This window comes from Iodobacter fluviatilis, from assembly GCF_004194535.1.
In the GTDB taxonomy this organism is placed as follows: domain Bacteria; phylum Pseudomonadota; class Gammaproteobacteria; order Burkholderiales; family Chitinibacteraceae; genus Iodobacter; species Iodobacter fluviatilis_A.
Window position 1 is genome coordinate 4,022,888 of the sequence record NZ_CP025781.1, and the last position, 23,504, is coordinate 4,046,391.

At 49.3% G+C, this 23,504-nt stretch carries 17 protein-coding genes and 1 pseudogene; 9 read left to right on the plus strand and 9 right to left on the minus strand.

The window, feature by feature from the left end; genetic code table 11:
- Positions 1-8 precede the first annotated feature (8 nt).
- From C1H71_RS17895 to rfaE1, 5 genes are all read left to right on the plus strand, one after another.
- A complete protein-coding gene (locus tag C1H71_RS17895) occupies positions 9-293 on the plus strand; it encodes an integration host factor subunit beta (protein WP_130108284.1) in 285 nt (94 codons plus the stop codon).
- Positions 294-448: 155 nt separating this feature from the next.
- A complete protein-coding gene (locus C1H71_RS17900; protein ID WP_130107774.1) occupies positions 449-751 on the plus strand; it encodes a LapA family protein in 303 nt (100 codons plus the stop codon).
- 8 nt (positions 752-759) lie between these two features.
- Positions 760-1,923 carry a lipopolysaccharide assembly protein LapB gene (lapB, locus tag C1H71_RS17905; protein ID WP_130107775.1) on the plus strand — a complete coding sequence of 388 codons (1,164 nt, stop codon included), beginning with the start codon at positions 760-762 and terminating at the stop codon, positions 1,921-1,923.
- A gap of 78 nt (positions 1,924-2,001) precedes the next feature.
- Complete coding sequence (gene pyrF, locus C1H71_RS17910) at positions 2,002-2,706, plus strand: orotidine-5'-phosphate decarboxylase (RefSeq protein ID WP_130107776.1); 705 nt, start codon at positions 2,002-2,004, stop codon at positions 2,704-2,706.
- Positions 2,706-3,653, plus strand: a complete 948-nt coding sequence (gene rfaE1 / locus C1H71_RS17915; protein WP_188053397.1) for a D-glycero-beta-D-manno-heptose-7-phosphate kinase — start codon at positions 2,706-2,708, stop codon at positions 3,651-3,653. Before pyrF ends, rfaE1 begins: the two co-directional genes overlap by 1 nt.
- A gap of 12 nt (positions 3,654-3,665) precedes the next feature.
- Here the strand turns inward: rfaE1 and C1H71_RS17920 are convergent, their stop codons facing one another.
- The 4 genes and pseudogenes from C1H71_RS17920 to C1H71_RS17935 form a co-directional block, all read right to left on the minus strand.
- Positions 3,666-5,486, minus strand: coding sequence for a GGDEF domain-containing protein (locus C1H71_RS17920; protein WP_130107777.1), 1,821 nt, complete (start codon positions 5,484-5,486; stop codon positions 3,666-3,668).
- Positions 5,487-5,631: 145 nt separating this feature from the next.
- Positions 5,632-6,806 (minus strand): annotated as a pseudogene (locus C1H71_RS22040) (DUF2863 family protein).
- A gap of 79 nt (positions 6,807-6,885) precedes the next feature.
- Positions 6,886-7,389, minus strand: a complete 504-nt coding sequence (locus tag C1H71_RS17930) for a GNAT family N-acetyltransferase (protein WP_130107778.1) — start codon at positions 7,387-7,389, stop codon at positions 6,886-6,888.
- Between the two features lie 119 nt (positions 7,390-7,508).
- Positions 7,509-9,047, minus strand: a complete 1,539-nt coding sequence (locus C1H71_RS17935; protein WP_130107779.1) for a DEAD/DEAH box helicase — start codon at positions 9,045-9,047, stop codon at positions 7,509-7,511.
- Positions 9,048-9,436: 389 nt separating this feature from the next.
- On the opposite strand from C1H71_RS17935, the gene acnB reads away from it, so the two are divergent.
- Positions 9,437-12,016: a bifunctional aconitate hydratase 2/2-methylisocitrate dehydratase gene (acnB, locus tag C1H71_RS17940; RefSeq protein ID WP_130107780.1), complete on the plus strand. Its 2,580-nt coding sequence runs from the start codon at positions 9,437-9,439 to the stop codon at positions 12,014-12,016.
- Between the two features lie 535 nt (positions 12,017-12,551).
- Complete coding sequence (locus tag C1H71_RS17945) at positions 12,552-13,661, plus strand: aromatic ring-hydroxylating oxygenase subunit alpha (RefSeq protein ID WP_130107781.1); 1,110 nt, start codon at positions 12,552-12,554, stop codon at positions 13,659-13,661.
- Between the two features lie 148 nt (positions 13,662-13,809).
- Here the strand turns inward: C1H71_RS17945 and C1H71_RS17950 are convergent, their stop codons facing one another.
- On the minus strand, positions 13,810-14,379 hold the full coding sequence (locus tag C1H71_RS17950) for a phasin family protein (RefSeq protein ID WP_130107782.1): 570 nt from the start codon (positions 14,377-14,379) through the stop codon (positions 13,810-13,812).
- A gap of 206 nt (positions 14,380-14,585) precedes the next feature.
- Between C1H71_RS17950 and phaR the strand changes: the two genes are divergently transcribed.
- Entirely contained in the window at positions 14,586-15,251 is a 666-nt protein-coding gene (phaR, locus tag C1H71_RS17955) for a polyhydroxyalkanoate synthesis repressor PhaR (protein WP_130107783.1), read from the plus strand.
- A gap of 78 nt (positions 15,252-15,329) precedes the next feature.
- Complete coding sequence (gene tcdA / locus C1H71_RS17960) at positions 15,330-16,139, plus strand: tRNA cyclic N6-threonylcarbamoyladenosine(37) synthase TcdA (protein WP_130107784.1); 810 nt, start codon at positions 15,330-15,332, stop codon at positions 16,137-16,139.
- 71 nt (positions 16,140-16,210) lie between these two features.
- Here tcdA and arfB read toward each other — a convergent pair whose 3' ends face one another.
- From arfB to C1H71_RS17980, 4 genes are all read right to left on the minus strand, one after another.
- Positions 16,211-16,618: an alternative ribosome rescue aminoacyl-tRNA hydrolase ArfB gene (arfB, locus tag C1H71_RS17965; protein WP_130107785.1), complete on the minus strand. Its 408-nt coding sequence runs from the start codon at positions 16,616-16,618 to the stop codon at positions 16,211-16,213.
- 3 nt (positions 16,619-16,621) lie between these two features.
- A complete protein-coding gene (locus tag C1H71_RS17970; protein WP_262488322.1) occupies positions 16,622-19,774 on the minus strand; it encodes a DNA translocase FtsK in 3,153 nt (1,050 codons plus the stop codon).
- A 284-nt stretch (positions 19,775-20,058) separates the two neighbouring features.
- On the minus strand, positions 20,059-21,369 hold the full coding sequence (locus C1H71_RS17975) for an MFS transporter (RefSeq protein WP_130107787.1): 1,311 nt from the start codon (positions 21,367-21,369) through the stop codon (positions 20,059-20,061).
- Between the two features lie 160 nt (positions 21,370-21,529).
- Positions 21,530-23,437, minus strand: a complete 1,908-nt coding sequence (locus tag C1H71_RS17980) for a UvrD-helicase domain-containing protein (RefSeq protein WP_130107788.1) — start codon at positions 23,435-23,437, stop codon at positions 21,530-21,532.
- Positions 23,438-23,504: the final 67 nt, after the last annotated feature.

Below are 23,504 nucleotides of genomic sequence, written 5' to 3' on the forward strand. Positions count from 1 at the left end.
AAGGTGGGATGACCAAGTCCGAGCTTATTGCAAAGCTCGCCCAGCGTTATCCGCAGCTGGTTGCGAAGGATGCAGAGCTGGCTGTGAAGACCATCTTAGATGCAATGGCCAAGAGCTTGTCTCAAGGCCAGCGCATCGAGATTCGTGGCTTTGGCAGTTTTGATCTGAATTACCGCCCTCCGCGAGTGGGGCGTAATCCGAAATCTGGTACGAAAGTAGCGGTTCCGGAAAAATTTGTTCCCCACTTCAAGGCGGGTAAAGAACTTCGAGAAAGGGTTGATGCCCTAATTTGATGTTTTGCATTACCTCAAGGCGACACTCAAGGGTGTCGCCTTTTTGCATTGCGGCGTAATACCCTCAAACCTTACACACAATGTGCATTATCCATGCGAATGCAACGGCTGAATCGGTTACAATGCTAACTAGCTTATTTCTATGGTTCTGACCCATGCGATATTTCTACTGGCTGATTAAATTTATACTCTTTGTAATTATGTTTGGCTTTGCCATGCATAATGCCGAGCCTGTGGTACTTAAATTCTTTTTGGGTTATTTCTGGCAGGCGCCACTTGCCTTGCTATTATTAGTTTTCTTTGTGGTCGGTGCCGTGTTTGGTTTATTGGCCGCATTTTCTAAGATTATTCGCTTGCGCCGTGAAGTCGTTAGCTTAAAAAAAGAATTGCGTGCTAGGCAAACCGTTGTAGATTTAACGCCTGATCTTCTTGTTGAACAACCTCGTGACGCGTTGTAAATCCATTTATGCTTGAAATTGAATATTGGTGGCTTATTGCCTTGCCGGCTTTTTTTGCCCTAGGGTGGTTGGCTGCGCGTGTAGATATTAAACATGTTTTGTCTGAAACCCGTTCTTTACCCGTGGCATATTTTAAAGGGTTGAATTATTTACTGAATGGAGAAACCAATCGTGCGGTGGATGTATATGTAGATATCGCACGACATCATGCAGAAACAATTGAATTGCAGTTTACGCTTGGCCACTTGTTTCGCCGTCGTGGTGAGTTAGAGCGCGCAATTCGAATGCATCAAAAATTATTGGTGCGCCGTGAATTAACGGTAGGCCAAAAGCAAACAGCGCAATTTGAATTAGCGCTTGATTTTATGCAGGCCGGTTTGTTTGATCGTGCAGAAAGCCTACTCACTGAATTGGCAGATACTGATTACGCAAGACAGGCGCGAATTGAATTGCTCGGGGTTTATCAGCAAGAAAAAGCGTGGGCAAAGGCAATTGAAACTGCGCAGCAATTGCGGGATGAGCGCCATACCTATCAGCATGAGATCGCCCAGTTTTATTGTGAATTAGCTTCGCAAGGTGCTTTGCGCTCCGAGCCAGCAGCGGCTCGCATCTATCTGCAAAAAGCCATTGCCGAGCATCGTAAGTGTTCCCGCGCTTATATGATTTTGGCCGAGTTGGAAATTACGGCGGGCAATGTGGATGCCGCAATTGAGGCTTGGCTTAAGATTGAATCGCAAGAGCCACTTTATATTGCGCTGGCCGCAAGGCCTTTATTGGCGGCTTTTGATTTGCAAGGGCGTACCGCCGAAGGGACTCAGCTATTGCTTGGCTTGCTGCGCCAGTACCCTGAGTTGGATGTCCTGGACTTGGCTTATGAGCGCTTACTTACCGAGCAGGGCTTGCTGGCTACGCACGAATTTGTGCGAGAGCGGCTAAAAGCACATCCAACGATGCCAAGTTTGCGTAAGGTGCTTGAGGCGCATTTGCTGGTGGCGCCTGATGATCAAAAGGTTGAGCTAGAGTTGATTGTAAAGCTGATTCACGATGCTACGCGTGAGCAAACTATGTATCGCTGCAATCACTGTGGTTTTAAAGCCAAGCAATACTTCTGGCATTGCCCCGCTTGCACCGAATGGGAAACTTTTCCACCTGTTCGTGGTGCACAAAAATAACTCTACCCTGTGCAAAGAGTCGCTTTGGCTGCCATCGCTGCTCTTATTCCTAGCATAAAATTATAAATAGGATTGTGTATGTCAACTTCATCCCCCGTGATTGTTGCCTTGGATTACACCAGTGCAGCAGAGGCTTTGGCTTTTGCTGATCGTCTCCGCCCAGATTTGTGTCGTCTAAAAGTGGGTAAAGAGTTATTTACCCGTAGTGGCCCAGTGTTAGTTGAGCAGTTGGTGGCGCGTGGTTTTGATGTGTTTTTGGATCTTAAATTTCACGACATTCCTAATACAGTTGCACAGGCGTGCAAGGCTGCAGCAGAGCTGGGTGTGTGGATGGTGAATGTCCACGCCAGTGGTGGCCGCCGAATGATGGAAACCACTCGTGATGCACTAGAGGCTTTGCCTCAGCGCCCCTTGTTGATTGCTGTGACTGTGTTAACCAGCATGAATGCGGAGGATTTGTCCGAGTTAGATTTGCCTGAGCCAGCGGTGCAAGTCGAAAAACTGGCGCGTTTAACGCACGATTGTGGTCTTGACGGTGTGGTTTGTTCGGCGCATGAAGCAAGCTTGCTAAAAAGCATTTGCGGTGCTGATTTTAATTTGATTACCCCTGGGATTCGTCCAGCTCATTCTGCAGCCAACGATCAATCGCGCGTTATGACGCCTATTGAGGCGGTTGCTGCCGGTGCGGATTACTTGGTGATTGGTCGCCCCATTACCCAAAGTGCTGATCCTGTTGAGGCGTTGCTTGCGATTAACCGTAGCTTGTTGATAAAGGGGCAATAATGTTGTCTGCAGAAGGCAAGCGGATGCTGGAACGCGCAGTTGCAAATGCGCGGGTGCTGGTTGCGGGTGATGTCATGTTGGATCGCTATTGGTTTGGTGATGTGGATCGTGTCTCGCCGGAAGCGCCTGTACCGGTGGCGCGTATTCGCCGCACAGAAGAGCGTGCAGGCGGGGCCGCTAATGTAGCTAGAAATATAGCGGCATTGGGCGGGCATGCTTATTTATTGGCCGTGGTTGGTGACGATGAAGCGGGCCGCACCCTTGAAAAGCTGCTGCTCGAAGACGGTGTGCATACCTATTTGCATCGTGATGCCACTTTAGATACAACGGTAAAATTGCGTGTATTGGCGCGGCAGCAGCAATTGCTACGCATAGATTTTGAAAATGAGCCTAGCCATGAAATTTTAGCGGCGAAACTCGATGAATTTAAAGCTTTGCTTGTTGAGATTGACGTTGTTATTTTGTCAGATTATGGAAAGGGCGGCTTACGGCACGTGCAGCTGATGATTGATATGGCACGGGCTGCTGGTAAAATTGTGCTGGTTGATCCTAAGGGCGATGAGTACGATCGCTATCGTGGTGCCACTTTACTTACACCTAATCGAAGTGAGTTTAGACAGGTGGCGGGTAAGTGGGCCAATGATGCTGAGTTGGCTGAAAAGGCCGAGTCATTGCGTGCATCTTTACATTTGGATGCCCTGTTGGTGACGCGCAGTGAAGAAGGGATGACCTTGTTTAGACCTGAAGGCGTTGTGCATAAGCCAACTCATGCCCACGAAGTCTTTGATGTGTCGGGTGCTGGGGATACGGTGATTGCAACGTTGGGTTTGATGCTGGCTGCAGGATTAGAAATGCCTGAGGCGATGGATTGGTCTAATCGAGCTGCAGGCGTGGTGGTCGCTAAGCTGGGCACCGCTGTGGTGCACCCAGACGAGCTTTTTGCTTGATTATTAGTACACTTATCTTAGTGCTACGCCGGTAGGTGTTTCGGCGATTTCAACCCTGTTTTTGCCTAGTTTTTTTGCTTGATACATGGCTTGGTCCGCGCGTTCAATTACTCGGTCGCGCACCTCGCCAGGTAGCACCAGTGCCACACCTGCGCTAAAGGTAATCAGTAGTTTCTCGTTATTATTTAAGAAAAAGCGCTTGGTCAGCTCACGTTGTAGGCGTTGAATCACGCTCACCGCTTCCTCAATGTCGGTCTCTGGCAAAATAAGAATAAATTCCTCTCCTCCGTAGCGCGCTACAGAATCTGTTGGCCGTAACAGGTCCTTCACGACGATCACTAGGTGAACTAAGGCGGCATCCCCGGCTGCGTGACCTTGGCTGTCGTTTAGTTTTTTAAAATTATCGATATCAAGCAAACCAATCGTCAGCGGACTTTCGTTGCGTAATGCTCTGGCGGCTTCTACTTCGAATAACTCCTCTAAGCCACGACGATTTAATGCGCCAGTGAGTTGATCGGTGCGTACTTTTTCGCTGACATGGGTGAGCTCTTGCTCAAGTGCTAATATGCGTTGCTGGGCGTTATCTGCTTGGCTGCGGGCCTCGAGTAAATCATCACGGGAGCGGCGCACATCGAGTTGCATGCTGCGAGTATCACCAAGTAAGGATTCTAAAACGTCTTTAATGCTGCTTAAGTTATTGGCTTGCTGAATTTGTTCGGTGTAGACGCTGATTTTGCTGTGGTATTGATCGGTGTTATCGGACATGACACTGAGTCGATCAATAAAGGTGGCGATCATGTTTTTAAGTACAGTTTGCGTTTCAACTAAATTGTGCTTTATTTGGCTCTGTTTAAAGAGCACTTCTTTTAGGCCAGCCTCTGCGTCGTAAATAACCCGCATATCCAGTGGCTTCGCCATAATCGCTTGTACTACGGCAACTTGGCCGCGTACCCATTCGTCTTCTATTACTACTTCAGAAATATTGTCCGTAAGCAAACGCAATAAACCCATTAGCCCATCGCATAGGCGCATTTCTTGGTCGTTTTGTAGTTCTAGGCGTAGCCAAAATTTACGCAGTCTAGGCATTAATTTTTTGGTGCTGGCGCTGTTGTTTACTGTGGCGACTTCTGCGGCAAGGTCGGTGGCTTCTTGTTGTAAATCTGCATTATGGGTAAGGCGGGATTCAACGCCAACGGTGAGAGCAACATTCAGTGCGTCCCGCCATTCTCGCCAGTCGTTGTTTTCGTTGTTTTCATTGCTAGTGCTGGCATAAGAATTGCTGCTAGAGCTGCTGATATTTGCATCTGGTAGGCCAAGTACTTCGGGGTTTTCTCCGCTTTCAACGCCAGAGCCTCCCCAGGCTTTTACTAGAGCGCTCAGCTTTTCATTCAGCGCATTGCCGTCACTGCCAAAATTAATCAGTACTTTTTCGAGGGAGTCTTGCTTTCGGCTGGGGGTGTAAACGGGGTTGCGTAATTCCCATTGCCGAATTAGATCACGAATTAAATCTGCCCAGCTCTGGCTTAATTCTGTTTGCCCGCCTTGGCTTTCAATGCTGCGAATAATCAATGCAGGCATGCTAGCCCAGCTGGATTGCCCAGCATGGCGATGTAATTGCTCTATATTGCGCTGTAACTCTGGTGTTTGTCGAGGGAAGGCGCCGATGCTAGCAATGAGCTCTTTGATGGCGGGGTGTAGCTTGTCTTTATCTGAGGTACCCGCTATCTCGTGGTAAATCGATTCGTAGTGATCGGGAGTCGGAGGTACACGGCGCATGGTGAGTTGCTTGAGCGTTTCACGTGCAATATCGGTAGGGTTGCTAAGCTTTTGCATGGCGTGCGAGTTCGGTTAAAGAAGCACGCCAATTATAGTGCATATGGCTGGCGTCTGTTGACGTTTGATGGATGGCATTGGGTGTCAATGCCATCCACAGCAGCAAGCTTGGTTTAGTGAGCGGTTTATGCTCGCGGCCTTGCTCTTAATGCAGGTGCGGGGAAGGGGTGTCGTTGGGTTCAGGTGTTTCGGTGTGGAGTAAATCGCCATCTAAATTGGGGAATAGCGGATTGCCACAGTCGTCACATTGATCCATTGGGAATGAGTGCTCATGCACAACAATATCGTTGATGCCTGATTCACGCAAAATGGCTTCGATTTCTGCAATGCAATCGGTGTGCTCATCTTCGCCGTCGAGCAATGGCCATACCACGCCGTGCAGCATAGGTTCTTCATTGCGACGAATAAAGCCCACACGGTATTCTTCCAGGCTGCGCCCGTGGCAAGCAGCAATCACACAAGTGAGCTGTTTGGCTTCTACGTTAAGCAAAAGCTGTAAGAAAGAGACGGATGCGCGCAAGGAATAAGCCCTTGATGCGCGGTCTGATTCTCGCCATGCGGCAAAATAAGAGATAGGTAGTAGAGACTCCATCGCGCAGCCAGTAAATAAAGATTGCAGCGAGGTAAGTCCTTGTTTTTGCCATTGAGTCAAAATATCTTTGCGCGAGCCGTCTTCTTCTTGCCAGCGAAATATGGCATGGCCTTTGGGGCTGCAACGGCACCTAATAGGTAGCGCGTATCGGTTAAAAATGCACTAGGTTCGGCATTGTTGGCTTGCTCGCACATAAGGGTGCCATTGCTGCTTGTTAAATTCGCCAGTAGCTTGCTGAGTTTGGCGGTATTGCAATAGCCTTGCGGGAGTTGGTCAGGGCTAAATAAAAAATCAGCCAGCGATAGTTTTACACCTTCAATAAACACATGCTTGCTTAAATGCTCACGCAGACTATGAATGCGCGCATCCCCTAGCGGCCCAGTGGGAATATTGAAGCGTGACCATGCCAGTAAGGGCACGGCAAACATAATGGCTTGATGTTCGATTTTATCAATGATAATGCTGTGGGTTTCGGTGCACGCTTCTACGATGTCTGCTAGCTCATTCCATGCCTGAGGATCGGCCTTGGAGAGTGTGTCAAGCGCCGCATTGAGCGTTTCTTCATCTTCATCTAATAAAATATCGCTAACTAGGCTAGCTAATTTGTCTTGCCAAAAGCGATCTTCTGCCAACGTGCATGACACGGCAAGGCTGGTTGCGATGTGGATTAATTCATCTACTTCAGCAGCTCCACGGCTGTGGCGAATGGTGCTAGGATTTTTATTCATTATCTCATCTTTAACAAAGGTTCGTTTTATTTGAGTCAGTGCGCTTATTTTCTTAATTTAGTTTAATGTTTGTTTGCAGTTAAATTGCGGCTTCAAGGTAGTGCGTATCTGAGCCGTAGTCGTCTAATTTGTGAGATAAGGTTTTGTCATTTACCGGGCTAAGGCCTTGTTTGATCCAAAAGTCAGCCGCGCCCGCGATAGCAATTAAGCGGATTTTTTGTAATTTTTCTTGTTTTGCCCAATCAATAGCCGTGTCGAATAAGCGTTTGGCTAGACCTAGCCCACGTGCACTCGGGAGTACTGCCAAGTCATGAATGAAATAAATATCACTTTTTGGCTTTTTGGGGGGGAGTGGGGTATTTAATGCGGGTGGGGTGTCGCCAGACCAAGGATGGGTCAGTAGATAAGCGATGGCTTTTTGGTGCTCAGTGGCTACCCAACAGCTGAGTGGGGATTGCTGATGCTTTGCGATAAGGTGCTCGGCTTCTTCGAGTAGGTTAGCAGGATAACAAGCACTTTGAATCTCCATGACCGATTGGATATCGGCTAGAGAAAATGGGCGAATTAAAATGGCATCTTTCACGGCGTAGCTCGAAAGTAAAAACAGCCCATCCAAAGGATGGGCTGCTACTCATCTGATCAGCCTTTGAGCGATGACTGCATGCTCAAAGCGGGCTTAAGATTTGACTGCTTAATAATGGCTTACCAGCTAGCGCGACGTTGACGTGTTTCGCCATTGCCTGCTGGACGCTCTGCACGTGGTGCGCCGCTATCACGGCTGCCATTGCGGAAGCTGCCTGGGTTGCTATTTGGGGTGCTTGCACCGCCACCAAAGCTGCCACGCGCTTCACGTGATTCGCCACCGCGTGGCGCATCGCTACCACGAGAATCGCTATGGCGTTTGTCGCCGTAGCCGCCGCCATTGCCAGCGTAACCACCACGGCCACCGCCACCATTGCCAGCACCGGCGTAACCGCCACCACCTTGTGGCCGCTTACCTTTGTAGCCACCTGATGGCTTACGATCGCCATAGCCACCACCAGTGCCGCCGCCTTGGCCGGGCTTGAAGCGTGCTTCAAGACCTGGCATGGAAACAGTACCGAAATCAATGTTGTAACGACGACGAATACGCGTCAGTAACATGAAGTCGTTTTTAGTTACCAATGAAATGGCTTTACCAGTACGACCCGCACGGCCAGTACGGCCTACGCGGTGGATATAGTCTTCTGCAAAACGTGGCAAGTCAAAGTTCAGAACCAAGCCAATACCTGCAACGTCAATACCACGTGCAGCAACATCAGTTGCGACCAAGATATCGATTTCAGCACGACGTAAACGATCTAAAGTGCGGCGACGATCGCGTTGAGCCAAGTCGCCATGCATTGCCGCTGCGCGGAAGCCTTCTAGCTTCAGCCATTCAGCAAGGCCATCTGCATCTGCTTTAGTGGCAGTAAATACAATCGATTGTGTTTCGCTGGCTTCTTTTAGTAAAGCGGCAACTAGTTTTTGCTTGTGCTCGTAACCGTCAGCGTAATGAACCGCTTGTTCGATTTGTGGCTGAGCATTGGCTGTTACTTCCATTTCAACTAAGCGTGGGTCACGCAACATTGGGCCGGCAAAGCGCTGTACTGTTTCTGATAATGTCGCCGAGAACAATGCAGTTTGACGATCTTTAGGCATGGCAGAAACAATGGCTTCTACTTCATCAATAAAGCCCATGTCTAACATGCGATCCGCTTCGTCCAGAACCAGCATATCTAAGCGAGCGAAATCGATACGACCGCCACGCATTAGGTCAGATAAACGACCTGGAGTAGCAACCAATACATCGTAAGGCTGGGCTAGCATACGGTTTTGAACGGGGTAAGGAACACCGCCCACTACGCAAGCAACCTTGCAACGTGGGATCAGTTTGCAGTAATCTGTCGCTACTTTAGCAACTTGCTCTGCAAGTTCACGTGTTGGCGTAAGAACAAGTACACGTGGGCCACGCGCATTGTGCTTGGCGGGTTTAAATAATTTGTGCAGTGCTGGCAGCAAGAATGCTGCAGTTTTACCTGTACCCGTTTGTGCAGAAGCCATCACATCATGGCCAGCCATCAATTGTGGGATTGCAGCGGCTTGCACTGGGGTAGGGGTAGTGATACCGAGTTTAGCTAATTCTTGCACCAATTCAGTGGCAAGGCCCATTTCGGCAAAAGCGTTTACAGGGGTATCAGAATGAGTTTCGCGATGTGGCATGAATATTCCTTTGAATATATCCCGGCGAGCGGGAAGACGGGCGCATTCCGGAATTAAATACGGAAACCGGCCGTCAGCGTTACATCGACGCTAACCGGTCAATCCGCATCTCATACAGCACAGGCGGGGGAAGGTCAGGGTACGATGGGGGTTTGTGCTAAAGCACAAAGAAGGTTGCGGATCATACCGATAGACAAACATAAGCGCAAGCTAAATCGACTTAGCCTATTCTGCAATTAAGACGAGCGGCTTGGTCTGTGCCTTGCTTTTTTATTGTAGTGTAACGAAAGTCGTTACACTTTGATTCACATCTAAAAGCTAGGCAGGTAAAATGTCACTAGTCTGATATTAACCAGGCATTCTCCCATCATCACTTGAAAGGTCCAACCGTGCTAGAAGTCTATCGTCAGCATGTTGCAGAGCGCGCAGCACAGGGTATTCCAGCGCTTCCACTGAATGTTTCGCAGACCACAGATCTAATCGAGCTGCTGAAAAATCCGCCTCAAGGTGAAGAGGCCTTTCTTGTCGAATTAATTACCTACCGCGTTCCTGCGGGTGTAGATAACGCAGCTAAAGTAAAAGCGTCTTATCTTGCCGCTGTGGCTCATGGTACTGAAGTATGTCGCTTAATCAGCCGCGCTAAAGCGACTGAATTGCTTGGAACCATGCTAGGTGGCTTTAATATCGCCCCCTTGGTTGATTTATTAGACGATACGGAAGTTGCTGCGATTGCGGCTGCGGCTTTATCTAAAACATTATTGATGTTTGATGCGTTCCATGATGTTAAAACGAAAGCCGATGCGGGTAATGCTTTTGCTAAGCAAGTTTTACAATCATGGGCCGATGCAGAATGGTTTACTAGCCGCCCAGCTGTGCCAGCAAAAGTAACACTGACGGTATTTAAAGTATCTGGCGAAACCAATACTGATGATTTGTCGCCAGCCCCAGATGCTTGGTCACGCCCAGATATTCCATTGCACGCCCTCGCAATGTTAAAAAACCCGCGCCCAGGTATTGAAGCCGATCAGCCAGGTAGCGTTGGCCCGATCAAGCAGCTTGATGCACTTAAAGCCAAAGGCCACAAAATTGCTTACGTTGGCGATGTAGTGGGTACAGGTTCTTCACGTAAATCAGCGACCAACTCCGTACTATGGTTTACCGGTGACGATATACCTTACGTGCCGAATAAGCGCTTTGGAGGCTTCTGCCTAGGTACTAAAATTGCACCGATCTTCTTTAATACCATGGAAGACGCAGGTGCTTTACCGATTGAAGTGGATGTCTCTGCGCTTGAAACTGGTGATGTGATTGATGTTTATCCGCTAGAAGGCAGAGTTGAGAAAAACGGCGTTGTTGTTTCTACCTTCAGTCTAAAAACCGATGTATTGCTAGATGAAGTTCGTGCTGGTGGCCGTATCCCGCTGATTATTGGCCGTGGATTAACGGATAAAGCACGTGAAGTACTGGGCTTAGCGCCTTCTGATGTGTTTAAACGCCCGATTGCACCTGTTGATTCTGGCAAAGGCTATAGCCTGGCGCAGAAAATGGTAGGTAAAGCCTGTGGCGTAACTGGCGTTCGCCCAGGCACCTACTGCGAGCCACGCATGACTTCGGTTGGCTCACAAGACACCACCGGCCCGATGACCCGCGATGAGCTTAAAGACTTAGCTTGCCTTGGCTTCTCGGCTGATTTGGTGATGCAATCGTTCTGCCATACCGCGGCTTATCCAAAGCCTGTGGATGTCAAAATGCACCACGAATTGCCAGAATTCATCTCTACCCGTGGCGGTGTATCGCTGCGCCCGGGTGACGGCGTGATTCACTCATGGCTTAATCGTTTGTTGTTGCCAGATACCGTTGGCACGGGCGGCGACAGCCATACTCGCTTCCCAATTGGGATTTCTTTCCCTGCTGGTTCTGGCTTGGTCGCGTTTGCTGCGGCAACAGGTGTCATGCCGCTAGATATGCCTGAATCGGTGTTGGTGCGCTTTAAAGGTGAAATGCAGCCAGGCATCACTTTGCGTGATTTGGTCAATGCCATCCCGCTTTATGCGATCAAGCAAGGCTTACTGACCGTTGAAAAGAAAGGCAAGCAAAACATTTTCTCTGGTCGCATCTTAGAAATCGAAGGTCTGCCTAAGCTAAAAGTAGAGCAGGCATTTGAATTGTCCGATGCGTCTGCTGAGCGTTCTGCGGCAGGTTGTTCGGTGCAGTTGGATAAAGAACCAATCGCAGAGTATTTGACTTCTAATGTCACCCTAATGAAATGGATGATTGCTGAGGGCTACGCCGATGCCCGTACGCTGGCGCGCCGTATTACAGCGATGGAAGAGTGGCTGGCAGATCCTAAGCTGATGCAGCCTGATGCAGACGCTGAATACGCAACCATTATTGAAATCGATCTGGCCGATATTAAAGAGCCTATTGTTGCTTGCCCGAATGATCCTGACGACGTGAAATTCTTGTCAGAAGTGGCTGGTGACGTGATTGATGAAGTGTTTATTGGTTCATGCATGACCAATATTGGTCACTTCCGCGCGGCTTCTAAATTACTGGAAGGCAAGAGTGATATTCCAGTTCGTCTATGGATTGCACCGCCAACTAAGATGGATGCACAGCAGCTAACAGAAGAAGGTCATTACGGCGTTTTAGGCCGCACTGGTGCGCGTATGGAGATGCCAGGCTGCTCATTGTGCATGGGTAACCAAGCACAGGTGCGGAAGGGGTCTACAGCCTTTTCAACATCCACACGTAACTTCCCAAATCGCTTAGGGATTGATACACGCGTTTATCTGGGCTCTGCTGAGCTGGCCTCGGTTTGCGCCATGCTGGGTAAGATTCCAACTAACGAGGAGTACCTCGCAAATATTGGGATTCTTGCGCAAAAAACCGATGAAGTGTATCGCTACTTGAATTTTGATCAAATCAAGAGCTATAGCGATATTGCCAACACGATTAGCGCTAAGTAATGCCCCTAGCAGCCTGTCGGACTTAAGCGATCGTAGCGAGGGAAAGACCGGTTTGAGGCAGATTTCGTGGGTTTTTGAGGCGAATAGCTGGCTATTCAACGAGAAAATGCGTGAAATATGGCCAAATCTGGCTTTTCCGTAGTAGGTCAGTCTTAAGTCCGACAGGCTGCTAGGGCCACTGCTTATAGCTTAGGTGGTGGCTTGTTGGTATCGAAGGGCTTGATTGATTGAGTCGCTTTCAGTGAGAATCACCTTCCTTTGCGAGTCGGGCTATTTAGTAGCGTGTGGGACTTCGCATCAGTCGGCTGCAAAATCACCTAAACGGTCCGTATTTTACTGACTTTCTGACCAATAACGCTTTATTGGCCCGCAAGCTCCGCCAAATTTGACCTCGTTTCTGCGATTTTTCATGTTCGGCCGCGTAAGCCCGACACGTTACTAGTTCGGCTTTTTTATTGATGGCTTGCCCACCCATCTTGCTCGTTGAAGGTTCAACGGCCGTGGCAAGACCTCTTGGACCTTCAGGGGTTTATTTATGTCTAACTTGGCAAACATTGCCATTGTGAACGACACCGTCGATTCACAACTACCTGTTAGCGCTTACTTTGACGCGCAACTCTACCAGCTCGAGCAAGAGCGATTATTTACCCATGGGCCGCGTTATATTGGCCACGAACTGATGACGCCACAGCTTGGCGATTACCATGTGCTAGAGGCTGATAACGATGCACGTTATTTAAAACGTAGCGATGATGGGGTGCAGTTGCTGTCTAATGTTTGCCGCCACCGTCAAGCCTTGATGCTGAAGGGGCGAGGCAATCAAAGCCTGACGATTTGTCCGCTGCATCGCTGGACATATAACGCCAATGGGCAGTTGTTAGGTGCGCCGTATTTTAAGAAAAACCCTTGCTTACACCTACCAAATATCCCATTACAATCATGGAATGGCATGTTATTTGAATCGGGTCGCGATATTGAGGGCGATTTAAAAAACTTGGGCGTGGCGAAAGAAATCGATTTTGCCAATTACGTATTTCATAGTGTAGTCGTGGACGAATACGAAGGTAATTGGAAAACCTTTATTGAGGTTTATTTAGAAGACTACCACGTTGAGCCGTTTCACCCAGGTTTAGGGCGCTTTGTAGAATGTGCAGATTTAAACTGGGAATTTGGCGACTGGTATTCGGTGCAAACTGTGGGGGTGCACAATGCCTTGGCTAAGCCTGGCTCAAAGGTTTATGCCCAGTGGCATGAAGAGCTTATGCGTTATGGGCAAGGAAAATCGCCCAAGCACGGTGCGATTTGGCTGACCTACTACCCTAATATCATGGTGGAGTGGTATCCGCATACCTTAGTGATTTCTACAATTATTCCAACAGGCCCGCGTAGCTATAAAAATGTGGTGGAATTCTATTATCCAGAAGATGTTGCTTGGTTTGAGCCAGAACTATTGGCGGCTGAGCAAGCGGCATATGCTGAAACTGCGGTGGAAGATCAAGAAATTATTCGGCGTATGGAGGCGGGACGAACAGCGCTCTACCAAGCTGGCCGCAATGAAGTAGGCCCTTATCAAAGCCCTATGGAAGACGGCATGCGCCATTTCCATGCTTTTTTAAGGCGTGAGTTGGGAAGTGCTATTCGTTAACACGACTAAAAAAATAAACGACGAAGGTATAAAGTGGTTTATTTTAGGTCAAGGTGAAAAAGAAGTGTTAATGTGGTTGCATATAAAAAAGCCACGAGGTGCTCGTGGCTTTTTTGAAAGCAAGCGCGTTAATTGCGCGAGGCTTACTTTAAACAGCAGCAGCGTTAGCGCCGTTGGTTTTCTTAGCGGCAGTCTTAACGGCATCTGCAGTTGCAGTGCCAGCAGCCTTAACTGAAGCATCAGCAAAGTCGGCGACTTGCTTAGCAGCTTTTGTCAGGCTATCCACTGCAGCGGCAGTGGCTTGTAGTGTTGATTTAACCGCAGCAACAGCTACATCTGCACCAGCAGGAGCAGATTTAACAAATTGATCTAAACCAGATACAACGTGCTTATTGAAAGCAGTAGTGCGTTCTTCAACCAGTTGCGATGCTTCAACTTGTGCTTGTGAAGCGATTTCGTACAGGCTGCGTGAGTAATTTGTAGCTTGTTCGATTGATGATTCAGCCAGTTTTTGGCGTAAAGCTAAAGCTTCTTGAGCATCTTTAACGGCAACGAGCGCATTTGCATTTTTTGCGTTGCTTTCTAGTGTGCTTTTTGCCACTTCAACTTGCAGCTTGATGATACGTTCGGCAGAATCAATGGAAATGCGTGCAAAACGCAGTGCCACTTCAACTTGCTCGGTCGCGAACGCGGAGAATTGTTGCTGTGCAGTAGTCATCTCAATGATCCTTTCTGTCGTTCAGTGTTGTGGGTTTGGGGCGCGAATTGCACACTAAAATTATGATGCAGTGCACAATCAGTGCTTATTCTGGAATAGGCTTTTGTGATTGTCAATAAAATTGTGCGTTGCAACATGTTGCATGAATAGATAGTCCAGACTATCCTCTTCTCAATAACAAATAATATACACACGAGGCAGCACTTATGAGCGTGGAAAAACGCGTTATCAAGAAGTATCCAAACCGCCGCCTATATGACACGGCCACGAGCTGTTACATCACTTTGGTCGATGTAAAACAGCTGGTTTTGGATAATATTGATATTCAAATTGTGGATGCTAAAAGTGGTGAAGACATCACTCGCAGTGTGTTGCTACAAGTCATTATGGAAGAAGAAGCTGGCGGAATGCCTATGTTTTCTTATGATGTGCTTACGCAAATTATTCGCTTTTATGGGAATGCAATGCAAGGTGTCATGGGGAATTACTTAGAAAAAAACATGCAACTTTTTGCTGAAATGCAAGGTCGCTTGCAGACACAGGCTAAATCGGTGATTACTGGCGAAAACCCGATGCTCTCAAATGCAAATCTGTGGGGGGACTTTATGAAGTTCCAAGGCCCAGGGATGCAAAGCATGATGAATAATTATCTTGAAAGCAGTACGTCAATGTTTGTGGATATGCAGCAACAGTTGCAAGACCGAGCCAGACATTTATTCACTGGAATGGGGATGCCAGGTTACGGCAAGGAGGGGGATGAGCCCAGTGGTAACCCTTTGCCAACAGAACCACCTGTAGCTGCGACAGAAGAGGCCGTTGTTGATGTAGAGGTGGTAAAGCCTGCCCCTAAACGAAGGGCTGCTAGAAGCTGAACTTTGATTGATGTGATGAGTCTAGAAAAGAGCGCCCTTCGGGGCGTTTTTGCGTTTGTAATTAGATAAGGTTAAATTTTGGATACTTCTTTTGAACGCCGTTTTGGCGGTATTGCCCGTTTATATGGAAGCGTGGCATTAGCGCAGTTTCGGCAAGCGCATGTGTGTGTTGTGGGTGTCGGTGGGGTGGGATCTTGGGCGGCGGAGGCCTTGGCGCGCTCTGGTATTGGCCATATCACGCTGATCGATCTGGATGATATTTGCGTATCGAACACTAACCGTCAGCTACCCGCCTTAGAAGGGCATTATGGCCAGATGAAAGTAACCGCGCTGGCGGAGAGAATTGTTCAGATTAACCCAGAATGCATCGTGGATGTGATCGAAGATTTTGTCAGCATTGATAATTTTGAAGAAACCTTAGGCCGTGGTTATGACGCCATTATTGATGCCATTGATTCGGTAAAAACTAAGGCGGCGATGATTGCTTGGTGCAAGCGGCGAAAAATTCGCTTGGTAACCACGGGTGGAGCGGGCGGGCAGATCGATCCTACGCAAATTGCCGTGGTGGATTTATCTCAAACAATTAATGACCCGCTGGCAGCAAAAGTGCGCTCGATCTTGCGTCGTGAGTATGGCTTTGCGCAGCAGGGTAAAAAAATGGGCGTGGAATGCGTTTACTCCACCGAGCAGCTGGTCTATCCGCAAGCAGATGGCAGCGTATGCGCTCAAAAGCCAGCTGTTGGTGATGTGGCCTTGGGCTTGGGGTGTGAGGGGGGCTTTGGCGCATCGGTGGCGGTAACGGGCTGCTTTGGCTTTGTTGCTGCGGCGCAGGTTTTAAAGCATTTGGCTAAAGCACCGCCCGTGGTGAATGCTTTAAGCGGAGAATAAATATAGCCTTGGGCGGCGTGCTCGCCCTAGGTTGGTGTTGATTAATGGTTTGCGAGCAAGCAGCATGTCAGCTAATCGCTCACCCTGCCACGCAATGCCTTAATGCTTCCCCGTTTGTTTTTGCTATCTAAGCGCCGAGTTTGTGAGCCGCGTGTTGGGCGGGTGGCTTTGCGCGGTGTGGCGATGGTGGCGGCACTGGCGACCAGCTCATTCAGGCGTACAATGCTGTCGGCGCGGTTTTGTTCTTGGCTGCGGTATTGCTGCGCCTTTATGACGATTACGCCATCCTTGCTGATGCGCTGATCCCCCTGCGCAAGTAGCCGCTCTTTGAGTAAGGAGGGCAGAGAGGAGGCAGAGATATCAAAGCGCAAATGTACCGCGCTCGACACCTTGTTCACATTCTGCCCGCCGCTACCTTGGGCGCGGATGGCAGAAAATTCTATTTCGTTTTCTAGAATATCGAAGCGGATAGTAAACATGGCTTATAGCTCGGCGCTTGGCGGTGCCAGCACCGTTCGATTGCCATTGCTTTCCATCTGGCTGACGATGCCGGCGTTTTCCATTTGATCGATCAGTCTGGCTGCGCGGTTGTAGCCAATTCTAAGCTGGCGCTGCACGGCAGAGATAGAGGCGCGGCGGCTTTTTAGTACCAACGCCACGGCTTCATCGTAAATGGGATCGCTTTCGCCGCCCTCATTATTGTTATTGTTATTGTTATTGGACGCGCTGGCCTCGGCATCAAAGCCACCATTTAAGATGCCGTCGATATAGCGTGGCTCGCCAAATTGTTTTAAATGCTCAACTACGCGGTGCACTTCATTGTCGTCAACAAAAGCGCCATGAATCCGCTGCGGATAGCCGGTGCCGGGCGGCAAGAACAGCATGTCGCCTTGGCCGAGGAGGGCTTCAGCCCCCATCTGGTCCAAAATGGTGCGGCTATCAATCTTGCTGGATACTTGGAAGGCCAGCCGAGTTGGGATATTGGCCTTAATCAGGCCAGTAATCACGTCTACTGAAGGGCGTTGAGTGGCTAAAATTAAATGAATCCCCGCTGCACGTGCTTTTTGCGCGAGGCGTGCAATGAGCTCTTCAATCTTTTTGCCAGCCACCATCATCAAATCAGCAAATTCATCGACCACCACCACAATAAACGGCAGATGCTCCAGCGCTTCTGGCTCATCTGGCGTAAGCGAGAATGGATTTGTGAGGCGTTCGCCGCGTTGCTCGGCTTCGCGTACTTTTTGATTAAAGCCCGCCAGATTACGTACGCCAAAGGTGCTCATTAGGCGATAGCGTTTTTCCATCTCAGCCACACACCAGTTTAGGGCGTTGGCGGCGAGTTTCATATCCGTGACGACGGGGGCCAATAAATGTGGAATGCCGTCATAAACGGATAGTTCCAGCATTTTGGGATCAACCATAATAAAGCGTACTTCTTCCGGCGTGGCCTTATACAGTAGTGACAGAATCATGGCATTCACGCCGACTGATTTACCCGATCCGGTGGTCCCTGCCACCAGCATATGTGGTGCTTTGGCAAGGTCGGTAACAATAGGCGCGCCGGTAATATCTTTACCTAGCGCAATGGTTAGCTTGCTTTGATTTTGCTGATAAACATCGGAAGATAAAATCTCGGATAAGCGAATCATTTGCCTTGTTGGGTTAGGCAGCTCCAGCCCCATGCAGGTCTTGCCAGGGATGGTTTCCACCACGCGGATAGAAACCAGCCCCAGCGCCCGCGCTAAATCTTTCATTAAATTAACAATTTGCGCGCCGCGCACACCGATAGCGGGCTCAATCTCGTAGCGGGTAATTACTGGGCCTGCGTAGGCATCTAGCACCGATGCTTTTACGCGAAATTCAGCTAGTTTTTCCTCAATCAGAATGCCACGATCTAAGAGATCATCTTGGGTGATGGTTTCAATTTCAGGATCTGGCGGGTGCAGCAGGCTGAGCGATGGCATAAAGTCATCACTGTAGTGCACGGGCTCGGCGGGCGGGAGTGGCGCAGGAGTGGGCGGTTTGGACCAAGTGAGTTGAAATTCTGGTGCAATCACTAATTCGGGCGTTGTTAATTCTGGTTCAGGTGCAATAACTAGTTCGGGAGCTGTTAATTCAGACTCTGGTGTAATCGTTAACACGGGCGCGATTAGCTCAGGCTCTAGGGCGCGCGCTAAGTTGTACGATGTTAATTCTGGCTCTGCTGTCATCACTAACTTGGATGTTGTTAGTTCATGTGCCGGAGTAATAGCTAGCTTAGATGCTGCCAATTCAGGCATTGGAGTAGCGAGCTGAGCTTGTGGCCGCTCGGTCACGGGCGGCGTGAACTCAGCGGCTGGGATGTGCTCTGCCGTGGTGGCGGGCGTGCTCGTCATGGCGTGGGTGAGAAACGCTGCCAAGGCGCGTGACTCTGGATCGGGGAGGGGGGCAACGGTTTCTACGATAGGCTGTAGCGTAATGGTTTCGCTTGGCTCCCAATCAGGAATTGCCGCGATAAGCGCGGCTGTACTCTCGCTAATTTGCATCTGCGCAATGGCTGGCGCTGGGCTAATGAGGGAGTCATTTAACGTGGGTTCAATTCTTAGAGTGGGGCCTGTTAGATTAGTAGGTGGCGTTTTGGGCTCTAGCTGAAATAAGCGCGGGCTGCTGCTCAGCGGGGCTGCGGCTTTTTTTGCGGGGCTACGGTTAGGTAGCGGTGCTGCTTCAGCGGGTTTGCCATGTATGGTGGATAAGCGCTGACGAATTTCGGTGGCCTCAATTAAAGGCAGTGTGCTTGGTCCTACTTGCTTTGGGCGGTCGTTATGGTTTTTTACCCGATGATCATTTTGTAGGTGCTGCCTGATTTGGGATGAATCAATCAGCGGCAAAGTGGCCACCTTGGGCATGGCAGCGAGGGACGGGCTGGTCTTAGGAGTGAAGTGTGGCTCCAGCGCCGTGGCTTGAGTGATTGGCGCTATGGCTTGGGCGGGTGCACGCAAGTGCTGAAACAATTCAGTACTTTTAATGGGGGGCTGGCTGGTAAGGCTGACTTCTATCTTAGGGCCAACGGCGACGGGTTCAGGCGCTGGCGCAGCGGCTTGCCTTACAATGGCTTCTTTTGGGGCTGCAGGCGGATGGGTTTCGCACTGGCTTGCCGGAATTGTTTTTTCTATGCACTCTTCTTTATCGTCGAAAGCATTCCATTCATGGGCATGGTCTGCGTCTTCAGACTCTTCTTCTTGCTCAGACTGTGGCTCAAATTGTGCTTTAATTCCCGATACTATAGCGAGCCAACCCTGTTCTATTGCAAGACCTGTGCACTCAAGGATTTCGCTCCATGGCTTTTGCCGCCAAAGTGGAATGCCAAAACCGAGGCCCAGCGAAAAAAGTAAGGCTGATAGGATGGCTGAATAGCCAAGTAAACTTTGTCCTGCAGCGAGTGTGGTCAGTGTAATTGCAAAACCAAGGTATTCAATGCTCGATCGTTTTTTTTGCTGCCAAGTGCGCTCTAGTGCAAAAAAAGCGCACAGCCAAGCGGCCAAGCCGATATGACGATTAAACCCAAGCAATACAATTAAGATAAAAGCAGGGCAAAGCCAGATCAAACGGGCGGTGTGCAATAGTTGATTGATTCGGGAAATGAATCGAATAGACATGTTTTTACGAATCCAGAACGGCATATATGGCAGAGTCGGCATTATCCGCTTCTCTGGCCCTCTCGCCAATCAAGAAAAAGCCTAAATTTAAGCGGCTATATCTATATCAACAAAAATCACTCAGGAATAAATAGGGAAAAAACGATTTTGTGATCTACAAAAAGCGTAAATGGCGCGAAATGGGTCGCCCCGTAAGATGCGCAAGGGTTTTAACCTCACCCACTGTTTTAAGGGGTGTTCGCTCTGCATGTCGGTGGTATTTAAGTATTTAGTGGGAAAAGCGGTTAACGTGACTGCGTTATTTCCTGCTGTTTTTGTGGCTCTAAGCCAAATAGCTCTGGATGTTGTTTGCCATACCAGCCTTTTACTTCGTGATGGTCTAAGGCCAAAAAATGCTGGATGCTTGGCACAAGCGGAAAGGAAATGGAAACCAAGAGTAAGGCAAATCCAAAAGCGGCATAGACGGTACTTACATCAAAAACCCCTAAAGCGGCTCCCGCAATGGCTGGGCCCAGTATGGCCGATAAATTCATCACCATAAAATTGACGGAAGAAAATCGTGAGCGAAAATGATCAGGAACGGCAAGTTGGCGGTGGGTTTGTCCAACCAGTTGGCTAATGGACATCACAAAGCCGGTCATACCAAACCCTAGGGTTAGTATCCAGCCTTGCTGACTTAATGCGACTGCAATCAGGCAGAGTGCTACCGTGCTGATGGCGAGTAAAGACGCTCTAAAACGCCCTTGCCAGTGGATTATTTTTGCCGCACCCCAAAATGCCCCAAGCAACATCCCCAAGCCTAAAGCCGCCTCGGTTGCACCTAACCAGTTAGCGCCCAAGTGCAGGGAATGAACCTTTAGCGGCAGCAGCATACCTAGCGAGGGGGAAAGAAATGCCGTGCAAAAGAAAGCATAAATCGTCCAGTTGCGATCAATGGGGATTTTCCATTTTGCGCTGAGACCTGCACGCACTTCTGCGCGCCAATGGCCTCGCTGGTTGTTGGTAGGCTTAATTGGCGGGATGGCGAAGGCCGAAAGGGCTGCAATCAATAACAACGCGGCGTAAATCCATAGGGCAATGGCTACATTGCTGAGCGCAACGACCGCGCCACCTATCACTGGCCCAGCTAAACGGCCTAAAGACTGGGCGCTTTTTTGTAAGCTTAGGGCATCAGATAGGCGATCTGGCAGGGTTAAATCGGCGGCAATGCTGCTGACTGCAGGCAGCACCATTGAAAAAGCAATGACATCGATGGCATAAATTAGAATAATCGGGCCGATGCGGTAATAACCAAAGCTTGCCATCAGGGCCAGTCCCAGCGCGGTGAGCACGGCAGCTAGCAGCCCCCAAGCCATGATGCGCGCTTTGGGGAAACGATCTCCATGGGCAGATAGGAGTGGTAGCGCAATCAGCATGGTCAGAGCAGCACTCATGCCAAAAATAGATAAATCTGCAGCGCCTCCCTTGGTCACAATCCACCAGCTAATGGCCACGTTGCCGGTGGTGAGGGATAACACCGCCAGCACATCACAGAGAAGTAAAAAAGGAAAAGCGGAGCCTAAACCTTGAAATCGTTTGCTGAGTATGAAGGTCATGTGTGCGGTGGAGAATAGGCAGTGGTTTAGTTTAACAGCTTGTATGTTTATGACGAATGCCTTTCAGTGTCCTCGTTTAAAATAGCTAATTAATAAATTAATCCCGCTGTTTTGATAAATGGCGGGATTAATTGTTTTTTTAGATAAATTGATGAGGCGTTTATTTAATGCCGATTTCTGCTAACCACGGGCTCTGCGCAATGCTGGTGTCGTTCCCTAAAATGCTTAGGTATTCGCGGGCGCGGGTGATCGCCACATAAAAATGACGGCGCTCATTAGCGCTGTCTGGGCCATCTTTTAATTGCCAAGCCCCCAGCTGTGGCAAGATCACATGTGCCCATTCGCGCCCTTTTGCTTGCTGAACACTACTCACCACCACGCGATTTTTATTAAAATGCTGGTAGCGTAGGCGGCGTTTTTGCCAGTCTTTTTGCAGCGCATCGGGCCCCATTGCAGCAAAGTCGGTTAATAGCGCTTTAAAAAGTTGCAAGCGTGCTTTGGCGGTGCGGGCGGTTGGTGCGCTTAACGCTACTAATGGTTTTAAATTAAGTTGATCAACGAGCTCATCCAGGCGAATGGCCAGCGGGGTTTTGCTGTCTTTTATTCTTACAAACGCCAAGTGGGCGATATCGGCGGGGATGAGCCCTTTTAAAATAGCGTAAGCATCAGGTAGCCAATCTAGGCGGTAGAGCGGTTTGTTTTCGTGATCGCGGCTAATGAGCTCTTTTTGGAAATTATTAATTTGCTCTTCGCTGATTTCCCAAACAGGAGATTGGATGAGTGCTAAAAACGCATCTACATCACTGCTATCTATTTCCTTGCAGCTGTTCGCTAAGTAGGCGAGGGCTTGGCAGAGCAGCGCTGCGTGGCGCAGAAAATAAGGGCGGCTGCCCTCCATACGGTAAGCCATGCCTGCGGCAAATAGTGCGTCTTCTACTGGCTTACTGCGATCGGCTTCGCGCACTAAGATTGCACACTCGTTCAGGTTGCGGCCAGTGGCCTGCCAATCTTCAAGCAGCGCACTGGTATCGCAGTCGTTGCTGACTTTTTTTAACTTGGGGCGGGTGTAGTGGTTGGCTTTAGAGCGCACTTCAATCTTGCTGCCCAGCGGTTTAATCAGGCGGGTGGCCATTTGATCCAGCGGGCGGCCAAAGCGAAATGAGCGAGAGAGGCCAAAGGGGGCCGATTGGGTTTTCCAAGCTTTAAAGGCAGAAAAAGGGGCTAGGCCGCGCCATTCGTAAATATCTTGCGCATCGTCGCCAACGGCAAGCATACGGATGCCCGCAGCGTGTATATGTCGCAGTATTTGCTCATGTACGGGTTTGGTATCGTGAAATTCATCCACCAATACCCACTGTATGCCCAGTTGCTTTAAATCTTTGGCAATGATTTCTGGTTCACGCAGCAGATCAAAGGCCGCATCACCCGGTGCAAGAAATTCTAAGCGCTCGCGGGCGTTTTCAAAGCGTTTGAATAGGCGATAACGTTGGCGGCTAATACCAAGGCGCATTAGGGTATCGTCTACGTCGTATTCATCTTCTTCTTCATCTAAATCGCCCCAAAGTGCAAAAGGGCGGGTATTAAATGACAGACTTACTTTCGCATCGTCGATAAACTGCAGCAGCACGGACAAGGTCTGGCTGTCGCGGGCAATGCGCACTTCGTCTTCAAGCAAGCTAGCGTTAATGACGTCGATGGCTTCATGCATGGCCATGTCGATTAAATTAGCTAAAGTATCAGGACGTAAGCGCCGTGGTTTAAGGCGTGAGCGGCCAGAGTGCTGGGAAAATGCCCTTAGCGCATATCCGTCAAACGTGTAAGCTTGTGGTGGGGGGAGCTCGGGGTAGTGGCTACGGCAGCGTTTAATAAAGGTGTCTCGGCCACTATTTGAAAAGGTAAGCACTAGTGGCGTATGCCCTTGGCTGCGTAACTGCTTATAGGCGGCAACCAGTGTGGTGGTTTTTCCGGTGCCAGCACGCGCACAGATAAGCCCAGATTGGTACTGGTCCGGCTGTTGTAGCCAGTTAAAAATAGCCTGATGTTCGCCGTCCCATTCCAGTTCGTGCATGGTTTTCTTCTATAAGTAGGTTGCGGGTATTTTAAACGCATTAAAGCTTGTGTAAGTGAGATTGTTT